This window comes from Sporomusa sp. GT1 (assembly GCF_014634905.1).
In the GTDB taxonomy this organism is placed as follows: Bacteria; Bacillota; Negativicutes; order Sporomusales; family Sporomusaceae; genus Sporomusa; species Sporomusa sphaeroides.
In genome coordinates this window covers 57119-82446 of sequence record NZ_BMBX01000013.1, presented here as the reverse complement: position 1 = coordinate 82446, position 25328 = coordinate 57119, and the positions used below count along the sequence as shown (strand labels likewise).

The following is a 25328-nucleotide window of genomic DNA, read 5'->3' as shown; positions in this document are numbered from 1 at the left end:
TGGCTGAAGGCTGCACTGGATCTCCCCTTGCAGCCACTTGTGGCAATTTTATTATCCCTGGAGCTGATTAGATATGTATACGAAATATTATAGAGTTGACCCCGTTTGTCCGGATGCTGCCATGCTGGCAGAGGCGGCGGCACTGCTCAGGCGGGGAGAATTGGTGGCGTTCCCGACAGAGACGGTGTACGGGTTGGGGGCTAACGGGCTGGATGCCGCAGCGGTACAACGCATTTTCCAGGCCAAAGGGCGGCCGTCAGATAATCCGCTGATTTTGCATATTGCTGACGCGGATAATCTTGCTGAGCTGGCAGCTGCCGTTCCGGCCAGTGCCAGGGCGCTGGTTGAATGCTATTGGCCGGGTCCGCTTACCGTTGTGGTTGAGCGTCAGGGGCATGTGCCTGATGCCGTGACCGGCGGGCTCAAAACGGTGGCGGTGCGTTTGCCGTCATCGCCTGTTGCCAGGGAGTTAATCCGTTTGGCCGGTGTCCCGGTGGCTGCGCCCAGTGCCAATACCTCCGGCAGGCCAAGCCCGACCACAGCGCAGGATGTCCTGGCAGACCTTGAAGGTAAGATTGCCGCGGTGATCGATGCCGGACCATGTGATATCGGCGTAGAATCCACCGTAATAGACTGTACCACGCCGGTGCCGACCCTGCTCAGGCCGGGAGGGGTTACTTACGAGATGCTGATAGCTGTGTTGGGCGATCTAGAAGTTGATCCCGCGTTGGCCGGTGCTCAGACTGTCCCTAAGTCTCCCGGCATGAAGTATACTCATTATGCGCCGGCAGCTCCCCTGACTTTGATTGAAGCCGAACCTGGCCGCAGTGCCGGTTTGCTAATTCAGGAAATCAACAAGGCCCTGACAGCCGGTAAAACAGTAGGCGCCATTGTATCTGCCGAATTGGCGGACAGTGTGCCGCCGGCAGTCGTGACTGCGGTCTATGGCTCACGGGCTGACGCCGCCGCTGTGGCGGCTAATTTATATACGGTGCTGCGCAGCTTTGACGACAAGGCGGTGGATGTTATTTATGCCGAGGGCATTGCCGAGCAGGGATTAGGCTTAGCGGTGATGAACCGCTTGCGCAAAGCCGCCGGTTACCGCATTCTCCGCTAATAAGTTTTGAAATCGGGAATGAGAGTCTGAGGAATGCTTCATATTGCCTTCTGCCGGTACATATATATTACGGCGGAGGTGGGGAATATGAGTGCTTTTGAACTCTTCGTCCTGAGTGCGGCCTTAGGAACCGATTTGTTTTCCGTAGCCGTGCCGCTTGGCATGAACAAAGTGCGCCGGCTGATTATTATCCGGTCAGCCATTGTATTTGCTCTGTTCCATATTATTATGATTTTAACCGGTTATCATATTGGCCATTGGCTGGGAGGCGTTGTGGAGCACATTGGCGCTTACCATATTGACTGGCCGGCAGCTAATGTGCAAAACATTGCCGCCATTATTGGCGCCCTGGTATTGGCAGGCCTGGGACTTAATATGATTAAGGATAACGTGCGTGGGCAGGAATCGGCTTCCCCGGTCAGCCCGCTGAGGGGCAGCGCGCTTTTTGTGCTGGCCGCCAGTGTCAGTATTGATGCCCTGGCAGCCGGGTTCAGCCTGGGGATGATGGATGTGGATTTGCTGCAGCTGAGTATGATTCTGGGTCTGGTCATCTTTGTCATTGCCCTCCTGGGCTTGGGGCTGGGCCGCAAACTGGGGCACTATATCGGGAGCAGGGCTGAATTGCTGGGTGGCCTGGTCCTGCTGCTGTTAGGCATACATATCATTTGGTCAACGATTTAAACGCTTATAAAACCAAAGGTGTCAACACAAGGCCCGGCGCGGACAGCCGTCATACAAACGCTACGATACTGGCGCTTTAACGGTCGCCCGCGCCTCAGATGCCGGTAATTGACAGAACCCCGCCAGCGGTTTTTCGTCCAGTATAAAAGCAGAGTAACAGGTATGAGATATTTTTTCCGGACACAAAATATAAAGGAGTTGAGCGAACCATGTTCAAAATTTTATTTGTGTGTACAGGCAATACCTGCCGTAGTCCGATGGCGGCCGCTCTTCTCGCCGATATAGCCGAAAAAGCCGGGATGGCCGGCCGCATAAGTATTGCATCGGCAGGCCTTGCCGCAGGGCGGCAGCCGGCCTCGGCGCAGGCGCGGAGTGTTATGCGGCAGGCTGGCCTGAATGTGGACAACCATTGTTCCCAACAACTGACGCTGCAGCTGCTGACGGCAGCAGATGTCATCCTAACCATGACGGCGGCGCATAAACAGGCTCTTGTCGGTATGGCAGCAGGCCTGGAGGGAAAACTGTACACGCTGGCTGAGTTTGCCGGTGAAACCAGGGATGTGAGTGATCCTTTCGGCGGCAGTGAGGCTGTATACCGGGAATGTGCCGGGCAAATCCGGCAGCTGCTTACCCAGGCCTGGGGAAAAATTGTCAGTTTGGCAGGAAAAAAGTAATTAACGTGGAAAAAGGTGAAAAGACGTTAAATATGAAATATAGGAAGTGTACTTGCATGAAGGTAGCTATTGGCAGCGATCATGGCGGTTTTTGCCTGAAAGAAGAACTTAAAGCTCTGCTGGCAGAGCTTGGTGTGGATGCCGACGATTTTGGCACCCATACGGCGGACTCGGTTGATTACCCCGACATTTCCCGGCAGGTAGCCGAAGCTGTGGCCAAGGGTGAATATGAACGGGGCATTATTGTTTGTGGCACAGGTATTGGGGTAAGTATTGCCGCCAATAAAATTAACGGCATTAGAGCCGCGCTTTGTAATGATGTCTTTTCCGCGCAAATGTCGCGTGAACATAATGATGCCAATATCCTGACACTGGGTGAACGGGTGATTGGTCCCGGTCTGGCCCGGATGATTGTTGAGGTCTGGCTCAAAACTGCGTTTGCCGGCGGCCGGCATGCCTGCCGGGTAGAAAAGATAATGGCCCTCGAAAAGGTGTAGGGAGTGAAGAACTGTGGAGACAGATTTGGCAACCATTGGACGCCAGATAACACAGGCGGCGGAAGAACTGATAAAAACAGCCCGGTTAAAACCAGGGAACATTCTGGTAGTGGGCTGCAGTACCAGTGAGGTGCAAGGGGCGCGTATCGGCTCCTATGGCTCTGAAGTAATAGCTGCTCGACTTTTGTCGAGTCTTTTTAAAGTTTGCTCCAGGTATCAGGTTTCGCTGGCCATACAGTGTTGTGAGCACCTTAACCGGGCGCTGGTTGTTGAACAGGCTGTAGCCGACACACATAACCTCGAAGTGGTCCAGGTTATTCCGGTGCCTAAAGCCGGTGGTGCGCTGGCCGCCGAGGCGATGCGCGCCTTTGACAATCCGGCGGTGGTGGAAAGCATTACGGCCCAGGCCGGTCTGGACATTGGCAGCACACTCATTGGCATGCATATTAAAAAAGTCGCCATTCCGGTACGCCTGACGCAAAAATATATCGGACAAGCCTATTTGACAGCCGCCCGCACCAGGCCCAAACTGATCGGCGGGGCACGCGCTGTTTATGAGCTCTGTTAATGTGCTTTTAAATATATATTTACATGTAATTTGAGGAGGAATAGAACATGACAATACTTGCAGGAGTAGACCCCGAGGTAGCACGAGCTGTTGAGCTCGAACGCACCCGTCAGCAAACCAAACTGGAGCTTATTGCCTCAGAGAACTTTGTCAGCAAAGCGGTAATGGAGGCGCAAGGTTCAGTATTGACTAATAAATATGCCGAAGGGTACCCTGAGCACCGGTATTATGGCGGCTGTGAATATGTTGATATTGTCGAGAAACTGGCTATCGACCGGGCCAAAAAGTTATTTGGCTCAGAACATGTTAATGTTCAGGCCCATTCGGGAGCGCAGGCCAACACCGCTGTATATTTTGCCTTTCTGAAGCCTGGCGATACCATTTTAGGTATGAATCTTGCCCATGGCGGCCATCTGACCCATGGCAGTCCTGTTAATATTTCCGGGCAATACTTCAATATTGTGGCCTATGGTGTTGATGATGTTACCCACCGGATTGACTATGATCAGGTTGCCGAGCTGGCTATGACACACAAACCGAAAATGCTGGTAGCCGGTGCCAGTGCCTACTCCCGGATTATTGACTTTGCCCGCCTGGGACAAATTGCCCGTGAAGCCGGTGCCATGTTCATGGTTGATATGGCGCATATCGCCGGCCTGGTGGCTGCCGGTTATCATCCCAGCCCGGTGCCGCATGCGGATATTGTTACTACAACCACCCACAAAACCCTGCGCGGTCCGCGCGGCGGCATGATCCTTTGCCGGTCCCAGTATGCCAAGGCCATTGACAAAGCCATCTTCCCCGGCATCCAGGGCGGCCCGTTAATGCATGTTATTGCCGCCAAGGCTGTATCCTTTAAGGAAGCTCTCAGCGAGGAATTCCGCCTGTATCAGGGACAAATTATCAAAAATGCGCAAGCTCTGGCTGAACGCCTTAAGCAAAATGGCTTTACGTTAGTATCCGGCGGTACGGATAATCATTTGATGTTGGTTGACCTGCGCTCGCAGCATATTACCGGCAAGCAGGCTGAGGAACTTTTGGATGAGATTGGCGTTACTGTCAATAAAAATGCCATTCCCAACGACCCGGCCAGTCCGTTTATTACCAGCGGTATCCGCATAGGTGTTCCTGCCGTCACTTCGCGCGGTATGGTTGAAGAGGATATGGTGGCAATCGGCGACATTATCACCATGACCCTGACTAAGCTGGAGGACGGCGCTGCCCGGGATAAGGCCCGCTCCATGGTGGCCCAGCTGTGCCGCAAATATCCGTTGTATGCTTAAAAGGCTGTTGCTTTGGGCATAACATATGAAGTATGAGGAGATGAATGCATGCAAGTAAAAATAATCGACCATCCCTTGATTCAGCATAAATTGTCACTTGTCCGTGATGTTAAAACCGGAACCAAAGAGTTTCGCGAGCTTTTGGAAGAAATCTCAACACTTATGGCCTTTGAACTGACCCGGAACCTGCCCCTGGAAGAAACGCAGGTAGAAACGCCGCTTACCACCTGCACCTGCAAGATGCTGTCAGGCAAAAAAATTGCCATAGTGCCCATTTTGCGCGCCGGTTTGGGGATGGTAAACGGTATCGTCAAACTGATTCCAGCCGCCAAGGTGGGACATATCGGGGTATATCGTGATCATGAAACCTTAAAGCCTGTCGAGTATTTTTGCAAACTGCCTACCGATGTGGCAGAACGTGAATTGATTGTTGTTGATCCCATGCTGGCGACCGGCGGCTCGGCGGTGGCGGCCATTGAGATGCTGAAAGCCAAAGGTGCCAAACAGATTAAATTAATGTGTCTGGTAGCGGCGCCGGAAGGTGTTGCCGTGATGAACGCACACCATCCGGATGTAGAGGTGTATGTTGCCGCTGTCGACAGCCATCTGAATGAACATGGCTATATTGTGCCCGGTCTGGGCGATGCCGGTGACCGGATTTTCGGCACAAAGTAATTGGAAGAAAATTATCTGTTTCGATAAATCACTGTGTACCAGGGCTGTGAATACATTGGTAATACACCGTTTGGTCAAGGGGGAATAGTATGAATGACAACAAAGGGCTTGACCGGCCATCGTGGGATGAATATTTCATGGATATTACCAAGGTGGTTGCTACCCGTTCAACCTGCCTTCGCCGGCAAATCGGCGCTGTTATTGTCAAGGAACAACGGCTTTTGAGTTCAGGCTATAATGGTGCACCCTGCGGTTTGACCCACTGTGGCGAAACCGGCTGTATTCGCGCGAACAATCAGGTACCGTCCGGCGAACGTCAGGAATTGTGCCGGGGGCTTCATGCCGAACAAAGCGCTGTCGTTCAGGCAGCCATGTACGGGGTATCCATTCGTGATGCCACCATTTATTCCACCCATCAGCCTTGTTCAGCCTGTACCAAGATTCTAATAAACGCCGGTATCAAACGCATCGTTTACCAGTACAGTTATCCGGATAAACTGGCCGAGCAATTAATTGCCGAAGCCGGAATCGAATATGTTTGTTTTACCTAAATAAATATAACTGCCTAATACTCTGTTCGGAGTGTTAGGCAGTTTTTTTGAAGCTACAATCTCCGATAACCCCTGGCAATGCGCGGTAATCTCGTACCCCCGTATCTCCGTACCCCTCGTAACTCCCGTAACCCTCCCGGCCATTGCCGGAAAAAGCGTTCCGCAGGAGAAAAGCCGGGCGGTATTCCGTTAAGAAATCCGTACTGTTTGAGCGTAGCGAGTTTACGGATTTTAGGAATACCGCCCGGCTTTTCAGCTTTTGGAGGCTCCAGGCCTAGACTTTTTGTTACTTTTGGGGCAATGCCAAAAGTAAGCCCGTTCTTATACTCCAAACTTATTAGTCAGGTTCAAAGTCAAATCAGAGCAAAAAAAACTCAACCTGCCAGAAAATTCCGCTTTATAATAAACCCAAGAAGGATTTATAGCAAACATGGCGAATATATTCCCTCGGTAATCAATAATACTTTGCCATTATTTGGTCGCTGGCGGCGCAAGCCGCATTTTCCTAACTATAGAGCTGGTTTGGTATCTGGGTTTCCCAATACTCAACCAGCTTTTTTACAGAGGAGTTTTTGCATGCTGGAAGCCATTTATTTACCTAAACTGAGATATCTCACCCCCACCCTTGATTCCACTCTGCTGAAAGCCATGGAAGAGGCGGGGGAATTAGCCCGGGCGGTACTGAATTTTATGCCTTGGGAAAAACTCAGCCCGGCTGAATTGAAAGAACAGACTGAGGCCATTGCCCTGCTTGCCGATGTCAAGGAAGAACTCCTGGATGTGGCTCAGACCTGTGTTACCATGATTTTTGTTATGGAGGATTCCTTCGGCATTGACGCCGACAGTCTGATTGGTGAACACCTCGCCAAACTGGCAGATAAAGGTTATGCTTATGATACCAGTCAAAATTACCGCATTACCACAACCCCAAACCGGCAGGATGGCAACTATAAATATATCAGCCTCCCGCACCTGAGGCTTGATAATGTTACCTTATTGACTACTGTGTGCAAGATTCAGGAGGAAATAGGCGAACTGACCCAGTTTCTGGGCAAGCATGCCGGAGCATCCGGTGAACAGGCCCGGCTTGATCCTGACGAAGTCAACCGGGGAGCGGCTTTGGAATTATTGGATATTGCGCAATGCTGTTTTACGATGATGTATATTTTGGCCGGACGGTATGCCGTAAATATTGCTGAATTGGTTGCCGGACATGTGAACAAGCTGCAGCGGCGGGGTTATTGCTAAATGGCAGCCGTTCCAGGACGGTATCCGGCTGAGCTAAATTAAGGTATAGTGAGTGTATTTCATGCATATTGTTATTGGTAGTGAAAATAATAGGAATACGGGACGAATTGCCTGCTTGCTGCGGATTGACAACTTTTGCACAAGTAAGGTAAAATGAGTGTTGCGTAGAAAAAGAGGTGTTATAATATGCAAACCTATATAGTGGCTTTTACTGTTGCCTTGGCTGCAGCTTACTTTATCACGCCGCGTGTTAAGGATTTAGCCATTAAAGCCGGCGCGCTTGATGCTCCGGATGCCCGTAAAGTGCATACCAGCCCGATTCCCCGCATGGGCGGGTTGGCAATATATTTTGGCTTTGTGCTGGCCGTGCTGTCAAGCATGCATGTCAATCATGAAATTCTGGGCTTGCTGCTGGGCGGTACCGTCATTTTGGCTGTTGGCATTATCGACGACCTGAAACAGTTGTCGGCAAAAGTCAAACTGCTGGGACAGATTGCGGCCGCTATTGTCCTTATTTTATTTGACATCCGCATTGAATGGCTGACAAATCCGTTTGGTGAAATGATTTATGTCAATTATTTATCTATTCCGCTTACTATTTTGTGGGTAGTCAGCCTGACAAACACGGTAAACCTGATTGATGGTCTGGACGGACTGGCAGCCGGGGTATCTACCATTGCCTCGATTACCATTCTGTTGGTGGCACTGGAGCAGAACTTTTGGACGGTGGCTATTTTGACGGCAGCGCTGGCCGGCAGTGCGCTTGGCTTCTTACAGCATAATTTTAATCCGGCGAAAATCTTCATGGGTGATACCGGCAGTATGTTTTTAGGGTACATGCTGGCGGCTGTTTCTGTGCTGGGAACGGTTAAAAGTGCTGCCACCATTGCGTTATTTGTACCCATTATCGCCTTAGGGCTGCCAATTATGGATACGGCGTTTGCCATTATCCGCCGGTATATGAGCGGCCGGCCGATTTTTAAACCGGACAAAGGTCATTTGCATCACCGGCTGCTGGCCATGGGGCTAAGCCAAAAACAGGCTGTTTTGCTGATGTATGTAATCAGTGGCTGCCTGGGGATAAGCGCTATTGCCCTGACAGAGGTAAGTAAAGTATATGCTGCCTTAATTTTGCTTGCTATCATTTTAGTAGCCTTTTTTGGCGCCAAGAAAATTGGCGTATTAAATAATAATGACGGTGTCCTGAAAAGCCCTGATTCGCTTAAGAGTCATTAATTTTCAGCACAGACCTCATACCGTATTTCACACAATGGCAAGGCGGGCATTTGGTGCCCGCCTTGTGTTTATAAAGGTAGAAAGTGAAAGTGCGCACTTATTGTTGCGGAAGGAGCAATATACATGTCCCGTATTAAAGTTATGACGGTTTTCGGCACCCGGCCTGAAGCTATAAAAATGGCGCCTGTTGTTTTGGAATTGGCCAAGCATCCTGAATACATAACCCCGGTGGTGACGGTAACCGCCCAGCACCGGGAAATGCTTGACCAGGTGCTGCGGCTGTTTGCCATTACGCCTGACCATGATCTTGATATTATGAGTCAGGGGCAAACGCTGTTTGACATTACCTGCCGGGCCATGCAGGGACTCAATCAGGTGTTTGCTGCAGAAAAGCCTGATATGGTGCTGGTTCATGGCGATACCACCACTACTTTTGCCGGGGGGCTGGCTGCTTTTTACCACCAGATCCCGATTGGCCATGTGGAAGCCGGACTGCGTACCGGCGACAAATACTCACCTTTTCCTGAGGAAATGAACCGCAAGCTGACAGGGTCCTTTACCGATGTCCATTTTGCCCCGACAGCTACGGCCAGACAAAATCTGCTCAGGGAAAATATCGACGATGAAAGCATTTTGGTGACAGGCAACACGGTAATTGATGCGTTAAAAGCTACTGTGGACCCAGCCTACCAGTTTACCGACATATTATTGCAGGGGATTGATTATGCTAACCGTAAAGTTATCCTGGTTACAACCCACCGCCGTGAAAATTTAGGCGAGCCTATGCGCCATGTGTATCAGGCGTTAAGAGATATTGTTACCGCCTTTACCGATGTTGAGATTGTTTTTCCGGTACATAAGAATCCGTTAGTCCGGCAAGTGGTGCAGGAGGAATTGGGCTCAGCCCCGCGTGTTCACCTGATTGATCCGCTGGACTACCAGCCCTTTGCCAATCTCATGGCCAGGTCTTACCTGGTGCTGACCGATTCGGGCGGGATTCAGGAAGAAGCGCCGGCCCTTGGTAAACCGGTGCTGGTTTTGCGTGATACCACCGAACGGCCTGAGGCGGTAACTGCCGGTACTGTTAAACTCATCGGCACAGACCGGGAGCTTGTATATAAAGAGACCAAGGAATTGATTGTTAACAAAGCAGAATACCAGCGTATGGCCAATGCCGTCAATCCTTACGGGGACGGCAAGGCTTCCAGCCGCATTGTGGCGGCTATTTTACACAAATATGGGCTGGTTGGCAGCCGGCCCGGTGAATTCGAAGTATGCCTATAAAACTACCAAAGTTTACATTTAGTGTAAATATGACCAAATCTTTATTCTTTTCTGTAATCAGCAGGAATTTCAGAGGATGATGGAGAATAGGCTATAAAGTTGAGCTGCGTTAATTTGTAGAAATTTGTAGAAATTTGCGCTTGGCTTAACAAGAGGTGCAGATATGCCGAAAAAACAGGATGGGATGTGGGCGGCTCTGAGCCTGGCGGGAACGATTGGTCTTAATATGGCTGCCATGGTAGCTGTGGGGCTGTTCTGCGGCAAGTGGGCTGACCAGTATTTCAACACCTTTCCCTGGTTTACCGTGTCAGGTATTGTTTTTGGCATGGCGGGCGGGCTGTGGTCTACCTACAAAAAAATTGTTAAGTGATAAAGGATGTTATAGTGTTTAAAGCAGGTTTTGCTGACAACTACGTCGTTCAAGTACGGCGGACGTTACTGCAGTTAGTGGCGCTGGGGTTGTTTATGACCCTGAGTGCGCTGGCGGCAGGCCAAACTTTTGTGATACCCGGCCTGTTGACCGGTTGGACAAGCAGTGTAATCTATTTTCTGCTGATGTGCCGCCGGGTAAAACAGAGCGCTGAATTACCACCCGGCCAGGCGCTGGCTTCTATGCGGGCAGGGTGGCTAATACGCTTGGGGTTTATCATAGCCATACTTGTCTTATCAGTCCAAGTGCCCGGTATTGATTTTTTGGCGGCAGTAGTGGGTTTATTCTCACTTCATATAGTATTACTGATAAATGCCGTGTATATCGTGGTTTGCGGACTTATAGCAAATTTCGGCAAGCAAAATAATTCAGGAAGGGAGTGAAAATGAAAGTATGGGACATGGTGGAGGAGGCCATGAGATGGGACATAAGCTGGCGCATTTTGCCGGACTGACGTTCAATCTCGACACCTTATACATGACATGGCTAACCATGGCGATTGTCATTGCTCTGGCAATGGTTGCCACCCGCCGGGTAGAAATTATTCCCCGCGGCTGGCAAAACTTCCTGGAGATGGCAGTTACTGCTTTGTTAGATCAGATTGATAATACCATGGGGCCCAAGGGGAGAAAATTAGCACCACTTATTATCACGCTGTTTTTGTTCCTGCTTGTTGGTAACGAATTGGGTCTGGTACCGGGGTTTACCTCACCGACCAATGACATTAACACCACACTGGGCCTAGCGCTGATGATTGTTGTTATGGTACATATTCTCGGGGCTGTAAACAAAGGTCCTGTCAGGTATCTTAAACATTTTTTTGAACCTTACATCCCCTTTGTTATTATCAACATTATTGAAGAAGTGGCTAAGCCGATTACCTTATCCTTCCGTTTATTCGGCAACATTCTGGCTGGTGAGATATTGCTCATCATTTTGGGAATGCTCGTACCGTATGTTATTCCAACAGCATGGTTGGCTTTCAGTGTGTTTGTCGGCGTTGTACAGGCGTTTATTTTTACCATGCTGTCCATGTCGTATTTGTCCAACTCATTACAGGATGGACACCATTAAAATTACTTACTCAGAAATACTCATATTGAACAAAGAATAAGGAGGAGTTTTTTGTGGAACAAGCTATTATTATTGCAGCCTCTGCTATTGGAGCGGGTTTGGCTATCGGCCTTGCCGCTATTGGTGCTGGTATCGGTGACGGTGCAGTTACTGCCAAAGCTATTGAGGGGATGGCAAGACAACCGGAAGCTAAGGGAACTATTCTCGTAAACATGCTTATCTCAGTAGGTTTGATCGAGTCTATTCCTATTATTGCTGCCGTTATTGCTATCGTGCTGGTATTTGCCAATCCATTTATTAAGTAATCTAAGCGTTATCGGGCAACTGGCAGAACGGACTATGCCTTCTGCCTTTTGTTCCCCTTATACGCCGGAAAGAGGAGGGGCCCTCAGTTGGTTGATTTGAATGCGACGCTTATAGCGCAAATTATAAATTTTCTTATACTTGTGGCTATTTTAACAAAAGTGGCATATAAACCGCTAATGAAGGCGCTGGCTGACCGGCAGGCCAAAATCGCAGATAGCCTGGCAACGGCTGAACAGGAAAAGCAAGCTGCTGAAAAACTCAAGCAGGAATATCTTGCCCAATTGACCGAAGCCCGTGTACAGGCGCAAACTATTGTTGATAAGGCTGCCAAGCTGGCTGAACAAACCAAAGACGAAATCCTTAAGGAAGCCCGTGAAGAAAGCGCACGGCTGTTAAAAGCCACCCAGGAGGAAATTGCCCGGGAGCGTGAGCGCGCTGTTGCCGAGCTTAAAGGCGAAGTGGTGACATTGGCTGTTGCCGCGGCTTCCAAAATTATTGCTCAAAATATGAATGACACAGCCAATGCTAAAATTGTTGATGATTTCATTAACAATTTGGATGGCAAGAAAATTGGTGGTTTGCCATGCTAACCAATCAGTTAGCTCTTACCTATGCGCAGGCCATTTATGAAATTGCCACTGAAAAAGCTGCGCTGGATACAGTGGAACAACAGCTTAAACTGGTTGATGCCACAATTGCCGGACATGAAGAGTTGGCTACTTTAATGTACCATCCATTGGTGCCTGCACCAGCAAAAAAAGAAACAATCAACCGGATTTTTGCCGAGGATTTGGACGTTTTTGTCCGTAATTTCTTGCTGCTCTTAGTTGACAAACGGCGTGAGCCGGCTTTACCGGCTATCATTCGCGAGTACATACGTCTGGCCAATGATGCCAGAAATATTGCCGAAGCCGAGGTCTTTACCGCCAAAGAGCTGAGTGAAGAACAGCGTAAGGCCCTGGCAGCAAAACTAAGCCAGGTTACCGGTAAAAATATCGTGATTAAGACAACTATCGATCAGGAATTGATCGGCGGTGTTGTTGTCAAAATTGGCGACAAACTGATTGACGGCAGCGTAGCCCGTCAGCTAAAAGCGCTCAAAGCTGCGCTTTTGACTAACCAAGCCACTGCTGCTGTGTAGTCTCAGTATTTTTAGTATAAGGCAGTTTGAGCCGTCTTGCTGTAGACTTTATGATTGGGGTGACATACAAGGTATGAAAATGAGGCCAGAAGAAATAACGGCTATCATCAAGCAACAGATTGAGCAGTATCAGGTAGACCTCAATGTTGATGATGTTGGCACTGTTATCGAAGTAGGCGACGGTATCGCCCGGATTCACGGCCTGGAAAAGGCTATGGCCGGCGAACTATTAGAATTTCCGCATGAAGTATTTGGTATGGTTCTAAACCTGGAAGAAGATAATGTCGGCGCCGTATTATTGGGCGGCGAAATTGAAATCAAAGAAGGCGACACAGTACGCCGCACAGGACGCATCATGCAGGTTCCTGTAGGCGAAGCCATGGTTGGCCGTGTTGTCAATGCACTCGGTCAGCCGATTGACGGTAAAGGACCGATTGTTACCACCGAACACCGTCCGGTTGAATATGCCGCACCTGGCATTGCCGCCAGGCAGTCGGTTAAAGAACCGCTGCAAACAGGCATTAAAGCCATCGACTCCATGGTGCCTATCGGCCGCGGCCAGCGCGAACTGATTATCGGCGACCGTGGTACCGGTAAAACAGCCATTTCTATTGACACCATTATCAACCAAAAAGGTCAGGGCGTAATTTGTATTTATGTCGCTATTGGCCAAAAAGCCTCCACCGTGGCCCGTGTCGTTAAGACCCTGGAAGAAGCCGGCGCTATGGAGTATACCATAGTTGTTGCCGCGACTGCTTCTGACAGTGCGCCGCTGCAATATCTGGCACCTTATGCCGGTGTTTCCATGGGTGAGTATTTTATGTATAAAGGCGGCGCCGTGCTCTGCGTGTATGATGATTTATCCAAACATGCGGTAGCCTATCGTGCCATGTCGCTTTTGCTCCGCCGTCCTCCCGGACGCGAAGCGTATCCGGGCGACGTATTTTATTTACACTCCCGTCTCTTAGAGCGTGCAGCCAAGCTTTCAAGCGAACTGGGCGGCGGGTCCATTACCGCATTGCCTGTAATTGAAACATTGGCCGGCGACGTTTCCGCCTATATTCCTACCAACGTAATTTCCATTACTGATGGTCAGATATTCCTGGAGAGCGAACTGTTCTACTCCGGTATCCGTCCGGCGATTAATGCCGGTCTGTCGGTATCCCGCGTAGGTGGTTCGGCTCAAATCAAGGCCATGAAGCAGGTTGCAGGCCGTCTGCGTCTGGACCTGGCACAATACCGTGAATTGGCGGCCTTTGCCCAGTTTGGTTCCGACCTGGACAAAGCTACCAAAGCGCAGCTTGACCGTGGTCAGCGGATGATGGAAATCCTGAAACAGCCGCAATATATACCTATGGCGGTAGAAGAACAGGTTATGGTTATTTTTACAGGCATCAACGGCTATCTTGATGATGTGCCCATTGAGGATGTAACCAAGTTTGAGCAGGATTTGCTTAAATTCATGCGCAGCAATTACGCCGAAGTGGCCAAAACCATCAGAGATAAGAAGAACCTTGACAGCGAAACTGAGGCGGCCCTCAAAAAAGCAATCAAAGAATTTAAAGATACTTTTGTTAAAGTTGAAGCGGCGAGGTGATAATATATGGCTAACGCCAGAGATATCCGCCGCCGCATTAAAAGTGTAAAGAATATCCAGCAAATCACCAAGGCCATGAAGATGGTGGCTGCTGCCAGGCTTCGCCGGGCACAGGAACGGGCTATTGCCAGCAGGCCATATACTGACAAGATCAGAGAAGTATTGGCCAGTGTGACAGCCAATGCCGGTGATGCTTCCCATCCGCTTTTAGAAGTGCGGGAAGTGAAACAGGTAGGTTATCTTGTGCTTAGTGCCGATAAAGGTCTGGCCGGAGCGTACTCGTCCAACCTGGTGAAAGAGGTTTTGCCGCAGATCAGCGGCAAAGATAATGCCAGATTAGTTACTGTCGGGCGCAAAGCCCGTGACTATTTCAAACGGCGCGGCTATAAAATTGATGGCGAATATTTCGGTTTTTCGGAAAAGCCGTCCTACCAGGATGCCGTAATGCTGGCAGAACTGATGGCTGAGAAATTTGCCTCAGGTGAGTATGATGAAATATATCTGACCTACACTCACTTTTATTCACCTGTTAACCAGAAACCGACAACCGTCAAACTGTTGCCGGTAACCGGAACCGGCGATGGGGAAGAAACTCCTCAGACCGAGTATATATTTGAGCCGTCAGCCGGTGAAGTATTGAGCCTCTTGCTGCCACGCTATCTGGAAACCGTCATTTATGGCGCACTGTTACAGTCGTCTGCCAGTGAACTGGGCTCGAGGATGACTGCCATGGGCTCAGCCACAGATAACGCGCAAGAACTCATTTCCAAACTGACCTTAAACTACAACAAAGTACGCCAGGCCACGATTACCAGTGAAATCAACGAGATTGTGGGCGGGGCCGAGGCACTTAAGTAGAAGGGTTGAAGAAGTTAAGGAGGGGGAACCCCGTGAATATCGGTAGAATTATTCAAGTTATCGGTCCTGTTATTGACGTCGAGTTTCCCCCGGAAAAACTGCCTGCCATTTATAATGCTGTTACGGTTGACGAAACAGTCGGCGACGTTACTGTTAAGCTGACTGCTGAAGTAATGCAGCATCTTGGTGATAACACCGTTCGCTGCGTTGCCATGTCTTCCACAGATGGCCTGACTCGCGGCATGAAGGCAGTTGATACCGGGGAGCCTATTAAAATTCCTGTCGGCAAAGGTACACTGGGCCGGGTATTTAATGTACTTGGACAAACAGTTGACAACAATGCTGAGGCGGTGAATGCCGACGAATTTTGGCCTATCCATCGTCCGGCTCCTGCTTTTGAAGACCAGGCAACAACCACTCAGATCCTGGAAACAGGCATTAAAGTTGTTGACCTTATTGCCCCTTACGCGCTTGGCGGCAAAATCGGCCTGTTTGGCGGCGCCGGTGTTGGTAAGACGGTATTAATTATGGAACTTATCCGTAATATAGCCACAGAGCATGGCGGCTACTCGGTATTTGCCGGTGTAGGCGAACGTACCCGTGAGGGCAATGATTTGTGGAATGAAATGATTGAATCAGGCGTTATCGACAAGACGGCGCTGGTTTACGGTCAGATGAATGAACCGCCCGGAGCGCGTATGCGTGTAGGGCTTACCGGCCTGACAATGGCCGAATATTTCCGTGATGTCGGCGGTCAGGACGTGCTCCTGTTTGTTGACAACATCTTCCGTTTCATCCAGGCCGGTTCCGAAGTTTCGGCACTCTTAGGCCGGATGCCGTCCGCGGTAGGTTATCAGCCGACGCTGAGCACCGACGTTGGCGCCCTGCAGGAACGGATTACCTCCACGAAAAAGGGCTCAATCACCTCGGTTCAGGCCGTATATGTGCCTGCCGATGACTTGACTGACCCGGCTCCGGCAGCCACCTTCGCTCACTTGGATGCCACCACGGTATTATCCCGCCAGATTGCCGAGCTTGGCATTTATCCGGCGGTTGATCCGCTGGACTCTACGTCCCGGATTATGGACCCCAATGTGTTAGGCGAAGACCATTATCAAGTGGCCCGCGGTGTGCAGGAAGTTCTCCAGCGCTATAAAGAGCTGCAGGACATCATCGCTATCCTGGGTATGGAAGAATTATCTGATGAAGATAAACTGACAGTTTCCCGGGCGCGGAAGATTCAAAGATTCCTGAGCCAGCCGTTCTTCGTAGCGGAAGCCTTTACCGGCACCCCCGGTAAATATGTGCCGCTCAAAGAAACCATTCGCGGCTTCAAGGAAATTATCAGCGGTAAGTATGATGATCTGCCGGAAACGGCCTTTTATATGGTAGGAACTATTGACGAGGCAGTGGAAAAGGCTCAAAAGATGAAGGGGGAATAATATATGGCCAATAAGATGCGGCTGGATATTGTTACTCCTGATCGGATGGTTTATTCCGAAGATGTTACTATGGTTATTGCCAGAGCCACAGACGGTGATCTGGGTATTCTTCCCGGACATGCCCCGCTCATTGCCGGCCTTACTGTTTGGCCGTTGCGGATAAAGAACGAGGAAGGTGAGCAGCAGCTGTCTGTATGCGGCGGCTTCATCGAAGTCCGTCCTGAGAAAGTAACCATTTTGGCTACTTGTGCGGAATTACCGGAAGAAATCGATATTAAACGGGCGGAAGCTGCAAAAGAGCGGGCTGAATCCCGCTTAAAAGGCGGCCAGGATGTAGATGTCGAACGGGCTGAAATGGCTCTGAGACGTGCTATGACCCGTCTAAGGGTTGCCGGAAGTAAATAAAAAATGAGATTGCTCCATCATGCCTGCCGGCAGATGGAAGCAATCTCATTTTTTTATTTCACCATAATTTACATGGATAACCTGCCTAAATACTGGAAAAAATAAAGATGACATTTGCAGTTAAATGTAATTTTTGGACTCGGGCTCTTGCTTAGCTACTACGGTAATGATAAACTAGTCTAGGAAAAATGTACTTACCGCTGTGGTGGGAGGAAATCTTGTGGAAAAATTAATTGTTCGTGGAGGCAGGCGTCTTTTTGGCACAGTCAGAGTCAGTGGAGCCAAGAATGCTGTGCTGCCGGTCATTGCGGCAACATTGTTGGGGACAACTCCCAGCACGTTAGAAGACATACCGGATCTGGAGGATGTCCGCACAATTGCTGAAGTGCTTGAGCATTTAGGCGCGTCGGTGAGAATCGAACCAGGTACGCTATATATCGATTGCACGAAAATAACGGCCCTTGAGGCTCCTTATGAGCTTGTGCGCAAAATGCGGGCATCTTTTTTAGTCATGGGACCGCTCCTGGCGCGTGAAGGATGCGCGAAAATTTCGCTGCCTGGCGGCTGTGCCATTGGTACCAGGCCTATTGATTTGCATCTTAAAGGCTTTGAGGCCTTAGGGGCTGAAATCATTACCGGCCATGGCTTCATTGAAGCCAGAGCACCGCAGGGTCTGACAGGCGCAAGAATTTATCTGGATTTTCCCAGCGTCGGCGCTACTGAAAATATCATGATGGCAGCCAGTATGGCAAAAGGCCAGACCATTATCGAAAACCCGGCCGAAGAGCCTGAAATTGTTGATTTAGCCAATATGCTTAATCACATGGGGGCTAACATCCGCGGCGCCGGTACTAATCTAATCCGGATTGAAGGCGTAAGCGAACTGAAAGGGGCTTGCCACGCAGTCATCCCTGACAGAATTGAGGCCGGCACTTACATGGTGGCTGCCGCCATGACCGGTGGCGATGTTTATGTGGAAAATGCCCTGATAGAGCACTTAAAACCGGTTATCGCCAAACTAAAGGAAGCCGGCGTTGTTATTGAAGAAGATATCAATGGTGTCAGAGTACGCGGAACCGGTATGATCCGGTCTGTGGATATTAAAACTCTGCCCTATCCCGGTTTTCCGACCGATATGCAGGCCCAGCTTATGGCCCTTATGACCATTGCCCAGGGTACCAGCATAGTTACTGAAACAGTATTTGAAAACCGGTTTATGCATGTTGATGAACTCAAGCGCATGGGTGCCTCGATCAAAATTGACGGACGCAGCGCCGTGGTGGAAGGGGTGGCCAAGCTTACCGGCTGCCAGGTGAAAGCCACCGATCTTAGGGCCGGCGCAGCTATGGTATTAGCCGGACTGGTGGCCGAAGGTCAAACTGAGATCAGCTATATTCACCATATTGATCGCGGTTATGACAATTTGGTAGAGAAATTCCGTGGTATTGGTGCAGATATTGAACGTGTCGGTTAACTGAACTAATTAATTATAATGCCAGAAAGCAATAAAGTAAGGCGGCCGCGCTCACGCCCGGCCGCCTTACTTTATTTTTCTTTATATCTTTCCAGGCTTGATCACTGGGCGGTATCGCGCGAAGATAAAATAAACCTGTTCTGGCGCTTTATTTTTATCTTCATGGGTACTAGATAATTATGGTACAGCCCTATATAATGACAGTTAATTAGATTTCCTATATACATTTGTAAAATTGTTGCGTTTCGCGCCAAAAAATATGTGTTTCATGTTGGCAACTGAGCATGCTGACAAGATTTCTTACAATACATAGTAATATTATGGGCTGTGTGGAGGAGGGGTATTATGAATGTACTTAGGGATATGAAAATTTTTACCAAGCTGATGACTCTGATTGCGGTGACTGCCATCTTTCTCGGGGCTGATTAGGGTTTTCGATATTAGGCAGTAGAGCGGCTTTATGACAACCATTGCCTACCTTTACACATAACCGGCGAACGGTTCAAAAAGGGGATGACAATTTGTCTGGATTATTTCATCAAGGTGCGAAATTACAAACCTTTATTACCCGGTTCAAAATATATGACAAAGAGCAAATACCGGCATTTCGGGAACAGGTTCGCGGAGTGCTGGGGGAAAGCGATGCCGGGTTGCTGTATGTCGGCTTCAACGAAGCGCTGAATAATGCGATTGCCCATTCGCAGGCATTGAATAATCCGGTACAGCCAATATTGGTCAAATTGGTCATTATCAAAGGTAAAATCATAATTATCCGGATAAAAAACCAACAGGGCGGGTTTTCTGGCAACCAGTTACTGACAGCTATCCGGACCATCAGGGGAGACCCCTTTGAGACGGTGGTGGACAAGGAGTCTCAGCGGGGGCTTATGTTGATTGACGCCATTTTTGACAAAGTATGCTACAGCCGAAATGGCAGAGAAATCATGATGGTCAAGCGGCTTCGGGAAAAAGCCGGATGAATTCGTAAAGATCCAATCTCAGTATAGAAGGTGTTATGAATGCGCGCGGGAGATAATTCGGGAGAAAAGCAGGCAGCCGGCACGCTGGAGACGGTTTTGCGGAATATGGCGGCAAAACTTTCGCTGCAAAAGGTGTTCTCGGTTGCTTTTGTGTTTCAGTTTATGGTGCTGTTTGGGCTGATAGCAGGCATTTGCGTCTATGGCGGCCAACAGGCTGTAAATGCCGTTCTTAAAGAAATGCAGCGCGAAGTTCTGGAACGGGTTTACGAACAGCTAAGCCGTTATATGGAAGAACCGGTGAAGCTTAACCGCCTGAATGTCGACGCCTGGCGCGTCGGGATACTGGATTTAGCTGATACAACTGCCAGGGAACGGTATTTCACCAGCCATATCCGGGCTTTCCCGGGTGCGGCCATGACGTTTGCCGGCCTGCATGACGGCGCGTTTTACGGTGCCCGGCGCAAAGCCACCGGTGAAATCCAGGTGGTGCGGAACAACCGGGAGACCGGCGGGGATTCCTGGTATTATTCTGTTTCACCGCAGGGTGACGCCGTTGACCGTGAGGAAATTTTCCAGCGGTTTGATGCGCGGACCCGGCCCTGGTACGAAGGTGCGGCAAAGCTCGGCAGACCGACCTTTAGCGGCGTATACCGGCATTTCGTGTTTCATGAGCCGACTGTTACTGCCGCTCATCCTGTATTTGACGCCGGTGGGAAGGTGGTTGGCGTCTTCGGTGTGGATTATCTTTTGTCCTGGGTGGGAGATGTTCTGCGGGAAATACCGGTAGGCACCTCCGGACAGATATTTATCACCGATGCCGAAGGATTGCTGGTTGCCACATCAACATCGAATGCGCTTTTTGTGGAAAAGGACGGTCAGGTTAGCCGGGTTCAGGCCAGTGAGGCCAGAAACCCGGTGCTGAGAACAGCCGTGCAGTCCTTAGCGAGTGAAAGCGGGGGCGAATCACGCGAGATTGAGTATGATAACCGTTCCTTTCTGGTAGGCGTGAAAGGGTTCCAGGCGAGCGGAATCAATTGGAACATCTATGTGGTCCTGGCAAATGATGATTTTCTCGGAGATATGAAAAGGACAGTCACCTGGACTCTGGTGATAACAATACTTGCGGTAATTGGCGCCTCCTTTATGGCGGTTTGGACAGCCGGATGGATAGCGCGCCCGATACTCAGGCTTAACTCGGCAGCTCACGAACTTGCCGAAGGACGATTGCAGGCGGTGCCGGATACGGACAGGCAGGATGAACTTGGACAGCTGGCGCGCTCTTTCAATGCGATGGCCCAGCAAATTACCGGCCTGGTGGAAGGCTTAGAGCAGAAGGTTGCGGAACGGACCAAGGCGCTGGAGGAAATAACCGAGCGGGAGCAAAAACTGCGCGAGAGTTTGCACTCTGAACTGATGAAGGCAGGCAAGGAGCAGAGGTCCATGCTGCCGCCGGATATCGAGCAGGAGCGTCTAGCCTTAAGGATAATTTATGAGCCCAGCATGCATGTCAGCGGGGACTTCTGCGGGTATCACTGGCTGGAAAAAGGCGACATTCTTTTTGGATATATCATCGATGTCACCGGCCATGGTGCGGCATCAGCACTGCAGACGGCGGCAATCAATGTGATGATTCAGGAAAATTTGCATGCCGGCTTCTCGTTAGCCGAAGGCATGGTTGAGCTAAATAAGCGAATAGGTTCATATCTCAGAGACGATACCATGGTGGCGGCGTGCTGCTTTCAACTGGATTTTAAACGCCAGGAACTCAGCTATATAGCGGCAGGCATTACGGAATTTTTCATCAGCTCGGCTTTGGTCAAAGGCCGGCTCAAAACCTTCGGCTCATTTTTAGGGTTATCCGATCAGCCGGAATTTGAAGTCCTGACCATGCCGATAGCCGCAGGGGACATTATTTGTTTCTACAGTGACGGCATTGCCGATCAGTTTGTAGAAGAGGGCAGTCTTCCGGTAAACGCTGCCTTTGATGAAGTGGTAGAAGGTGTTAGAAATGCGGCAGGCATCGGTGTCCTGCGAGATGATTGTACGGCGATGTGCATTAAAATAACCATGTAAGAGAAACCTTGCTAATCTTACTTTTGCCCATGGATGATATTCTCCAGGCCTAAATACAGTGTGCAGCTTCCCGTAAATTGGAGATTGCTTCGCCTATGTTCACCCTGAACGGAGGGGCCTTATGCCTTTGTCGCGACGGACACAGCGTGGCAATCTCTTTGTTTTCCGTATTTGCTCATACCTCAAAGCTTGTTTGCATATTATTAAAGTAGACTTAGCTTCAGGTGGCGCGGGTGAGTCACCTGACAATGCTGAAAACAAGGGCAAAATGGCGCCAGGGGTGATCAGCTTGAGATATGTGGTGCTTTATGGCATCGTATTGGTAATCCTGTCGGTTGTCGCTATTCCGTCGGTGGTAGTATTGGGGCTGTATGACTGGAATAAGGAAAAGGCGGCCATAAACCAGCCTTTTGCTTACCGGGGGGAAGATATTACGATTAAAGTGTATATGCACGAAATTAATCAAATTGTTTCCATGAACCTGGAGGATTATATAAAAGGGGTTATAGCCGCCGAAATGCCGGCCGAATTTGAACTGGAGGCGCTTAAGGCCCAGGCGGTGGCTGCCCGGACTTATGCCGTAAAGCATATGGAAATTTTTGGCGGTACCGGCTCGGCAGAACACCCGGGTGCCGACGTAACTACCGATTATAAAGACAGTCAGGCCTGGCTTGATGAAACTCGGCTCAGAGTCAAATGGGGTGCAAATTACGGCAAGTATTGGCGCAAGATCAACCAGGCGGTGGACCAAACACGGGGACTGATACTTACGTATAATGGCGAGCCGATTAATGCCGTATTTCACTCTACCAGCGGGGAACGGACAGCCAGTGCCAAAGAAGTGTGGGGTTTTGATTATCCCTATTTGCAAAGTGTTGCTTGTACCTGGGACCGGCAATCACCGCGATATCAGGAAACGAAAGAAATAACCTTTGCCGAATTAGAAGGCCGGCTGGGGGCGGATGCCGGAATCATGGCGGCGCTCCAGAGCGGCGACAGTACCGCTATTGCCGGGATTATTGACAGAACCGATTCCGGCAGGGTGAATAAAGTGCGGATCGGTGCCAAAACGCTGACAGGCCAGGAAATACGGCAGAAATTAGAGCTGCGTTCTACTAACTTTACAGTGGAGCCGGCGGCAGATAAGCTGGTATTTAAAACTATCGGCTATGGGCATGGCGTTGGTTTATGCCAGTATGGAGCCAATGGCCAGGCCAAAGAAAACCGGGATTTCCGTCAGATTTTGACTTATTATTACACCGGTGCCGGCATCAGAAATATTTTTGGGTCATAGGGTCGTATTGGCCGCAAGGTGTCAAGCAGGCAATTTCTGGGCATACTATCTATGAGGTGATAATATGCCCAGAAGAATTTGGGGCAAGGTTGCAGGCTGCCGTTATGGCAGACAAGCAATGACAGCCGGGGTGCTGCTGGCAGTAGCCTCAGTTATGCTGCTCAGTGTTATTAGTGCAGTACAGCAGGGCGCCGCGCCGCTGCCGCCTAACACAGCACCGGTTTCCGAGGCAGTACCATTGCCAGAGGCTGCTGCAACTGCTAATTTGCCTGAACCTGTGAACACCGGCAGTATTCAGGAAGCGGCAGCTGCGCCAACCATACCGGAGGCGGCGGTTGCCGAGGACAATAGTGCCGCGAATGAAGCCATTCAAGAGTTATGGCATGGTGGTATTACCCATGCCTTTGGCTGGCAGCTCCATCCATTATATGGGGACTGGCGGTACCATAATGGCGTAGATATCGGCGGCGGCGAAGGACAAATCGTGCCGGCGCTGCTAAGTGGTGAAGTTGTTGATGTGTATACTGACAAGGCATATGGTTTGACAGTAGCCGTCCGCAGCGGCAAATATACGGTGTATTATAGTTCGCTGGCCAGTGCTGCGGTGCAAAAAAATGCTATGCTTAAACCAGGCACGCCTATTGGCTCTATGGGGATTTGCGGTGGTGAGCCTGAACCTCACCTGCATCTGGCCGTTAAAACCAATGACGGACAAAAGGCAGTCAATCCTCAGGAACTATTTCCGGATATTCCGGCCAGCTCGCTTCAGTAAAACTGACTGATGCATGCAGCTGCAGGAGTCTTGAACTGCATACTAAGATTAATTTAACTTAGGTATAAGAATGGCCCTCATGCAGGGTCATTTTTTCTTTTCCTCCGCATATACATGTTAGCAAAGGGTTAAAAGGACGGGCGCGGGGGGGAAAGACTGGATGAAAGAATATATTCGCAAACGGGTGCTGGATATCTGTAACCACATCATGGAAACCAAGCACACCGTGCGTCAAACAGCCACTGTTTTCGGGGTAAGTAAAAGTACTGTTCACAAGGACATGATTGAACGTCTCCCTGAAATTAATAAACGGCTGGCAGCCAAGGTAAAAAACATTTTGGAACTGAACAAGGCCGAGCGGCATATACGCGGCGGTGAGGCCACCCGGAAGAAATACCAGGAAGAAAAAGAAGAATAAACAAAGAGCAAAGAGTAAGGAGAAAAAATCTGTCAGACCGTAATGATAGATGGCAGAAAATAGAGGACTTTTAATTTATTTGTAGAATAATTAAATCACTTGTGATTATCTTATTGTTTCCTCCTTTTTCTTTACCGCAAGGTAAGACAAGCCCGGGGAATAAGGAAGATAACGTGAAAGGGGATTAAGATTCTACATGTTTGGGACAATGGATATTGGCGTCGATTTGGGAACAGCCAACGTTTTAGTATACATAAAAGGAAAAGGTATTGTATTGAGGGAGCCGTCGGTGGTGGCTATTGACCGTGACACTAACCGTATTCTGGCTATCGGTGAAGAAGCGCGCCGGATGCTTGGCCGGACACCGGGCAACATTATTGCCATCCGTCCGTTAAGCGAAGGGGTAATTGCCGATTATGACACCACCGAAATTATGCTCAGACACTTTATCCAGAAAGTGGCCGGCAAGAGTTTCTTTTTCAAACCCAGAATCATGGTATGTATTCCTTCCGGTGTGACTACCGTGGAAAAACGGGCGGTATTGGAAGCTGCCGTGCAGGCAGGAGCCAGTAAGACCTATCTTATCGAAGAACCGTTGGCAGCGGCGCTGGGGGCCGGTCTGGAGATTGCCGAGCCCTGCGGGGCTATGGTGGTTGATATCGGCGGCGGCACTACCGATGTGGCTGTGCTGAGTCTGGGCGGGATTGTTGTCAGTGAATCGCTCCGGATTGGCGGCGATAAGTTTGATGAAGCGCTTATCCGCCATGTCAAAAAGGAGTATAATATATTAATTGGCGAACGTACCGCCGAAGAAATTAAAGTTGCTATCGCTACCGCCTATCCCAATGGCCGCAACGAAACCCTGGAAATCCGCGGCCGGGATTTGGTATCAGGCTTACCTAAAACCCTGCGGGTGAATTCGGCTGAAACCCGGGAAGCGCTCATTGAACCGGTATCGCTGATCGTCGAATGCGTCAAGTCGGTACTGGAGAAGACGCCGCCCGAACTGGCAGCCGATATTGTTGACCGCGGCATTGTAATGACAGGCGGGGGAGCGTTGATTCATGGGCTGGACAAGCTGATTAATCAGGAGACAGGCATTCCCACCTACCTGGCAGAAGATCCTTTATCCTGTGTTGCCCTGGGAACAGGCAAGGCCCTGGATTCACTGGAGAGTCTGCAGGATACGCTGACAACCCTGAAAAAAGGCACCCTGGCCGGCTAAAACGTGAGTAAGAGATATGGTCCTG

28 protein-coding genes are annotated in these 25328 nt (G+C 49.8%); all 28 read left to right on the top strand.

All coding sequences use genetic code 11. The features are described from left to right. The first annotated feature begins 73 nt into the window (after nucleotides 1-73). The 28 genes from GT1_RS14770 to GT1_RS14635 all read left to right on the top strand — a co-directional run bounded on the left by GT1_RS14770 (nucleotide 74) and on the right by GT1_RS14635 (nucleotide 25303). The gene (locus tag GT1_RS14770; protein ID WP_188399379.1) at nucleotides 74-1117 is read left to right on the top strand and encodes an L-threonylcarbamoyladenylate synthase; all 1044 of its coding nucleotides are present in this window, start codon (nucleotides 74-76) and stop codon (nucleotides 1115-1117) included. An 87-nt stretch (nucleotides 1118-1204) separates the two neighbouring features. Beyond that, nucleotides 1205-1798: a manganese efflux pump gene (locus GT1_RS14765; protein WP_188399378.1), complete on the top strand. Its 594-nt coding sequence runs from the start codon at nucleotides 1205-1207 to the stop codon at nucleotides 1796-1798. Between the two features lie 209 nt (nucleotides 1799-2007). After that, nucleotides 2008-2472 (top strand): low molecular weight protein arginine phosphatase, encoded by a 465-nt coding sequence (locus tag GT1_RS14760; protein ID WP_188399377.1) that lies wholly within the window; start codon nucleotides 2008-2010, stop codon nucleotides 2470-2472. Between the two features lie 56 nt (nucleotides 2473-2528). Next, nucleotides 2529-2969, top strand: coding sequence for a ribose 5-phosphate isomerase B (rpiB, locus tag GT1_RS14755; protein WP_188399376.1), 441 nt, complete (start codon nucleotides 2529-2531; stop codon nucleotides 2967-2969). 13 nt (nucleotides 2970-2982) lie between these two features. Further along, entirely contained in the window at nucleotides 2983-3537 is a 555-nt protein-coding gene (locus tag GT1_RS14750; protein WP_223226282.1) for a TIGR01440 family protein, read from the top strand. Between the two features lie 47 nt (nucleotides 3538-3584). Then, a complete protein-coding gene (gene glyA / locus GT1_RS14745; RefSeq protein WP_188399375.1) occupies nucleotides 3585-4820 on the top strand; it encodes a serine hydroxymethyltransferase in 1236 nt (411 codons plus the stop codon). Nucleotides 4821-4868: 48 nt separating this feature from the next. Then, nucleotides 4869-5495 carry a uracil phosphoribosyltransferase gene (gene upp, locus GT1_RS14740; protein WP_188399374.1) on the top strand — a complete coding sequence of 209 codons (627 nt, stop codon included), beginning with the start codon at nucleotides 4869-4871 and terminating at the stop codon, nucleotides 5493-5495. A gap of 89 nt (nucleotides 5496-5584) precedes the next feature. Continuing rightward, nucleotides 5585-6046: a cytidine/deoxycytidylate deaminase family protein gene (locus GT1_RS14735; protein WP_075757095.1), complete on the top strand. Its 462-nt coding sequence runs from the start codon at nucleotides 5585-5587 to the stop codon at nucleotides 6044-6046. Between the two features lie 576 nt (nucleotides 6047-6622). Next, nucleotides 6623-7294, top strand: a complete 672-nt coding sequence (locus GT1_RS14730; RefSeq protein WP_075757096.1) for a nucleotide pyrophosphohydrolase — start codon at nucleotides 6623-6625, stop codon at nucleotides 7292-7294. A gap of 186 nt (nucleotides 7295-7480) precedes the next feature. Next, a complete protein-coding gene (locus GT1_RS14725; RefSeq protein ID WP_188399373.1) occupies nucleotides 7481-8530 on the top strand; it encodes a glycosyltransferase family 4 protein in 1050 nt (349 codons plus the stop codon). Between the two features lie 123 nt (nucleotides 8531-8653). Continuing rightward, nucleotides 8654-9814, top strand: coding sequence for a non-hydrolyzing UDP-N-acetylglucosamine 2-epimerase (wecB, locus tag GT1_RS14720; RefSeq protein WP_188399372.1), 1161 nt, complete (start codon nucleotides 8654-8656; stop codon nucleotides 9812-9814). Between the two features lie 163 nt (nucleotides 9815-9977). Next, nucleotides 9978-10184 (top strand): AtpZ/AtpI family protein, encoded by a 207-nt coding sequence (locus tag GT1_RS14715; RefSeq protein ID WP_188399371.1) that lies wholly within the window; start codon nucleotides 9978-9980, stop codon nucleotides 10182-10184. Then, the gene (locus GT1_RS14710) at nucleotides 10181-10627 is read left to right on the top strand and encodes an ATP synthase subunit I (RefSeq protein WP_223226281.1); all 447 of its coding nucleotides are present in this window, start codon (nucleotides 10181-10183) and stop codon (nucleotides 10625-10627) included. Before GT1_RS14715 ends, GT1_RS14710 begins: the two co-directional genes overlap by 4 nt. Nucleotides 10628-10637: 10 nt before the next feature. Continuing rightward, nucleotides 10638-11318, top strand: coding sequence for a F0F1 ATP synthase subunit A (atpB, locus tag GT1_RS14705; protein WP_188399370.1), 681 nt, complete (start codon nucleotides 10638-10640; stop codon nucleotides 11316-11318). 53 nt (nucleotides 11319-11371) lie between these two features. Continuing rightward, nucleotides 11372-11623 (top strand): F0F1 ATP synthase subunit C, encoded by a 252-nt coding sequence (atpE, locus tag GT1_RS14700; RefSeq protein WP_075757102.1) that lies wholly within the window; start codon nucleotides 11372-11374, stop codon nucleotides 11621-11623. Between the two features lie 87 nt (nucleotides 11624-11710). Continuing rightward, on the top strand, nucleotides 11711-12214 hold the full coding sequence (atpF, locus tag GT1_RS14695) for a F0F1 ATP synthase subunit B (protein WP_075757103.1): 504 nt from the start codon (nucleotides 11711-11713) through the stop codon (nucleotides 12212-12214). After that, nucleotides 12208-12765, top strand: coding sequence for an ATP synthase F1 subunit delta (atpH, locus tag GT1_RS14690; protein WP_188399369.1), 558 nt, complete (start codon nucleotides 12208-12210; stop codon nucleotides 12763-12765). The genes atpF and atpH overlap by 7 nt, the downstream gene beginning before the upstream one ends. A gap of 73 nt (nucleotides 12766-12838) precedes the next feature. Further along, nucleotides 12839-14362, top strand: a complete 1524-nt coding sequence (atpA, locus tag GT1_RS14685; protein ID WP_075757105.1) for a F0F1 ATP synthase subunit alpha — start codon at nucleotides 12839-12841, stop codon at nucleotides 14360-14362. Nucleotides 14363-14368: 6 nt separating this feature from the next. Further along, nucleotides 14369-15220 (top strand): ATP synthase F1 subunit gamma, encoded by an 852-nt coding sequence (gene atpG, locus GT1_RS14680; protein ID WP_188399368.1) that lies wholly within the window; start codon nucleotides 14369-14371, stop codon nucleotides 15218-15220. 32 nt (nucleotides 15221-15252) lie between these two features. Then, nucleotides 15253-16662: a F0F1 ATP synthase subunit beta gene (atpD, locus tag GT1_RS14675; RefSeq protein WP_075757107.1), complete on the top strand. Its 1410-nt coding sequence runs from the start codon at nucleotides 15253-15255 to the stop codon at nucleotides 16660-16662. Nucleotides 16663-16665: 3 nt separating this feature from the next. Next, nucleotides 16666-17067 carry a F0F1 ATP synthase subunit epsilon gene (locus GT1_RS14670; protein WP_075757108.1) on the top strand — a complete coding sequence of 134 codons (402 nt, stop codon included), beginning with the start codon at nucleotides 16666-16668 and terminating at the stop codon, nucleotides 17065-17067. Between the two features lie 220 nt (nucleotides 17068-17287). Next, complete coding sequence (murA, locus tag GT1_RS14665) at nucleotides 17288-18541, top strand: UDP-N-acetylglucosamine 1-carboxyvinyltransferase (RefSeq protein ID WP_075757109.1); 1254 nt, start codon at nucleotides 17288-17290, stop codon at nucleotides 18539-18541. 521 nt (nucleotides 18542-19062) lie between these two features. Beyond that, nucleotides 19063-19521, top strand: coding sequence for an ATP-binding protein (locus tag GT1_RS14660; RefSeq protein ID WP_188399367.1), 459 nt, complete (start codon nucleotides 19063-19065; stop codon nucleotides 19519-19521). A 39-nt stretch (nucleotides 19522-19560) separates the two neighbouring features. After that, a complete protein-coding gene (locus GT1_RS14655; protein ID WP_188399366.1) occupies nucleotides 19561-21594 on the top strand; it encodes a SpoIIE family protein phosphatase in 2034 nt (677 codons plus the stop codon). A gap of 121 nt (nucleotides 21595-21715) precedes the next feature. Further along, complete coding sequence (spoIID, locus tag GT1_RS14650; protein ID WP_223226280.1) at nucleotides 21716-22888, top strand: stage II sporulation protein D; 1173 nt, start codon at nucleotides 21716-21718, stop codon at nucleotides 22886-22888. A 64-nt stretch (nucleotides 22889-22952) separates the two neighbouring features. Beyond that, nucleotides 22953-23660, top strand: a complete 708-nt coding sequence (locus tag GT1_RS14645) for a peptidoglycan DD-metalloendopeptidase family protein (RefSeq protein ID WP_188399365.1) — start codon at nucleotides 22953-22955, stop codon at nucleotides 23658-23660. 160 nt (nucleotides 23661-23820) lie between these two features. Then, a complete protein-coding gene (gene spoIIID, locus GT1_RS14640) occupies nucleotides 23821-24078 on the top strand; it encodes a sporulation transcriptional regulator SpoIIID (RefSeq protein WP_075757113.1) in 258 nt (85 codons plus the stop codon). A 196-nt stretch (nucleotides 24079-24274) separates the two neighbouring features. Next, the gene (locus GT1_RS14635) at nucleotides 24275-25303 is read left to right on the top strand and encodes a rod shape-determining protein (protein WP_075757114.1); all 1029 of its coding nucleotides are present in this window, start codon (nucleotides 24275-24277) and stop codon (nucleotides 25301-25303) included. The last annotated feature ends 25 nt before the right edge of the window (nucleotides 25304-25328 follow it).

Excerpts from the sequence above, each read along its gene's own strand:
- GT1_RS14770 (WP_188399379.1), top strand. The coding sequence starts at position 74 with ATGTATACGAAATATTATAGAGTTGACCCCGTTTGTCCGGATGCTGCC.
- GT1_RS14765 (WP_188399378.1), top strand. The coding sequence starts at position 1,205 with ATGAGTGCTTTTGAACTCTTCGTCCTGAGTGCGGCCTTAGGAACCGAT.
- GT1_RS14760 (WP_188399377.1), top strand. The coding sequence starts at position 2,008 with ATGTTCAAAATTTTATTTGTGTGTACAGGCAATACCTGCCGTAGTCCG.
- rpiB (WP_188399376.1), top strand. The coding sequence starts at position 2,529 with ATGAAGGTAGCTATTGGCAGCGATCATGGCGGTTTTTGCCTGAAAGAA.
- glyA (WP_188399375.1), top strand. The coding sequence starts at position 3,585 with ATGACAATACTTGCAGGAGTAGACCCCGAGGTAGCACGAGCTGTTGAG.
- upp (WP_188399374.1), top strand. The coding sequence starts at position 4,869 with ATGCAAGTAAAAATAATCGACCATCCCTTGATTCAGCATAAATTGTCA.
- GT1_RS14735 (WP_075757095.1), top strand. The coding sequence starts at position 5,585 with ATGAATGACAACAAAGGGCTTGACCGGCCATCGTGGGATGAATATTTC.
- GT1_RS14730 (WP_075757096.1), top strand. The coding sequence starts at position 6,623 with ATGCTGGAAGCCATTTATTTACCTAAACTGAGATATCTCACCCCCACC.
- GT1_RS14725 (WP_188399373.1), top strand. The coding sequence starts at position 7,481 with ATGCAAACCTATATAGTGGCTTTTACTGTTGCCTTGGCTGCAGCTTAC.
- wecB (WP_188399372.1), top strand. The coding sequence starts at position 8,654 with ATGTCCCGTATTAAAGTTATGACGGTTTTCGGCACCCGGCCTGAAGCT.
- GT1_RS14715 (WP_188399371.1), top strand. The coding sequence starts at position 9,978 with ATGCCGAAAAAACAGGATGGGATGTGGGCGGCTCTGAGCCTGGCGGGA.
- atpB (WP_188399370.1), top strand. The coding sequence starts at position 10,638 with ATGGGACATGGTGGAGGAGGCCATGAGATGGGACATAAGCTGGCGCAT.
- atpH (WP_188399369.1), top strand. The coding sequence starts at position 12,208 with ATGCTAACCAATCAGTTAGCTCTTACCTATGCGCAGGCCATTTATGAA.
- atpA (WP_075757105.1), top strand. The coding sequence starts at position 12,839 with ATGAAAATGAGGCCAGAAGAAATAACGGCTATCATCAAGCAACAGATT.
- atpG (WP_188399368.1), top strand. The coding sequence starts at position 14,369 with ATGGCTAACGCCAGAGATATCCGCCGCCGCATTAAAAGTGTAAAGAAT.
- GT1_RS14670 (WP_075757108.1), top strand. The coding sequence starts at position 16,666 with ATGGCCAATAAGATGCGGCTGGATATTGTTACTCCTGATCGGATGGTT.
- GT1_RS14655 (WP_188399366.1), top strand. The coding sequence starts at position 19,561 with ATGCGCGCGGGAGATAATTCGGGAGAAAAGCAGGCAGCCGGCACGCTG.
- spoIID (WP_223226280.1), top strand. The coding sequence starts at position 21,716 with ATGCCTTTGTCGCGACGGACACAGCGTGGCAATCTCTTTGTTTTCCGT.
- GT1_RS14645 (WP_188399365.1), top strand. The coding sequence starts at position 22,953 with ATGCCCAGAAGAATTTGGGGCAAGGTTGCAGGCTGCCGTTATGGCAGA.
- spoIIID (WP_075757113.1), top strand. The coding sequence starts at position 23,821 with ATGAAAGAATATATTCGCAAACGGGTGCTGGATATCTGTAACCACATC.
- GT1_RS14635 (WP_075757114.1), top strand. The coding sequence starts at position 24,275 with ATGTTTGGGACAATGGATATTGGCGTCGATTTGGGAACAGCCAACGTT.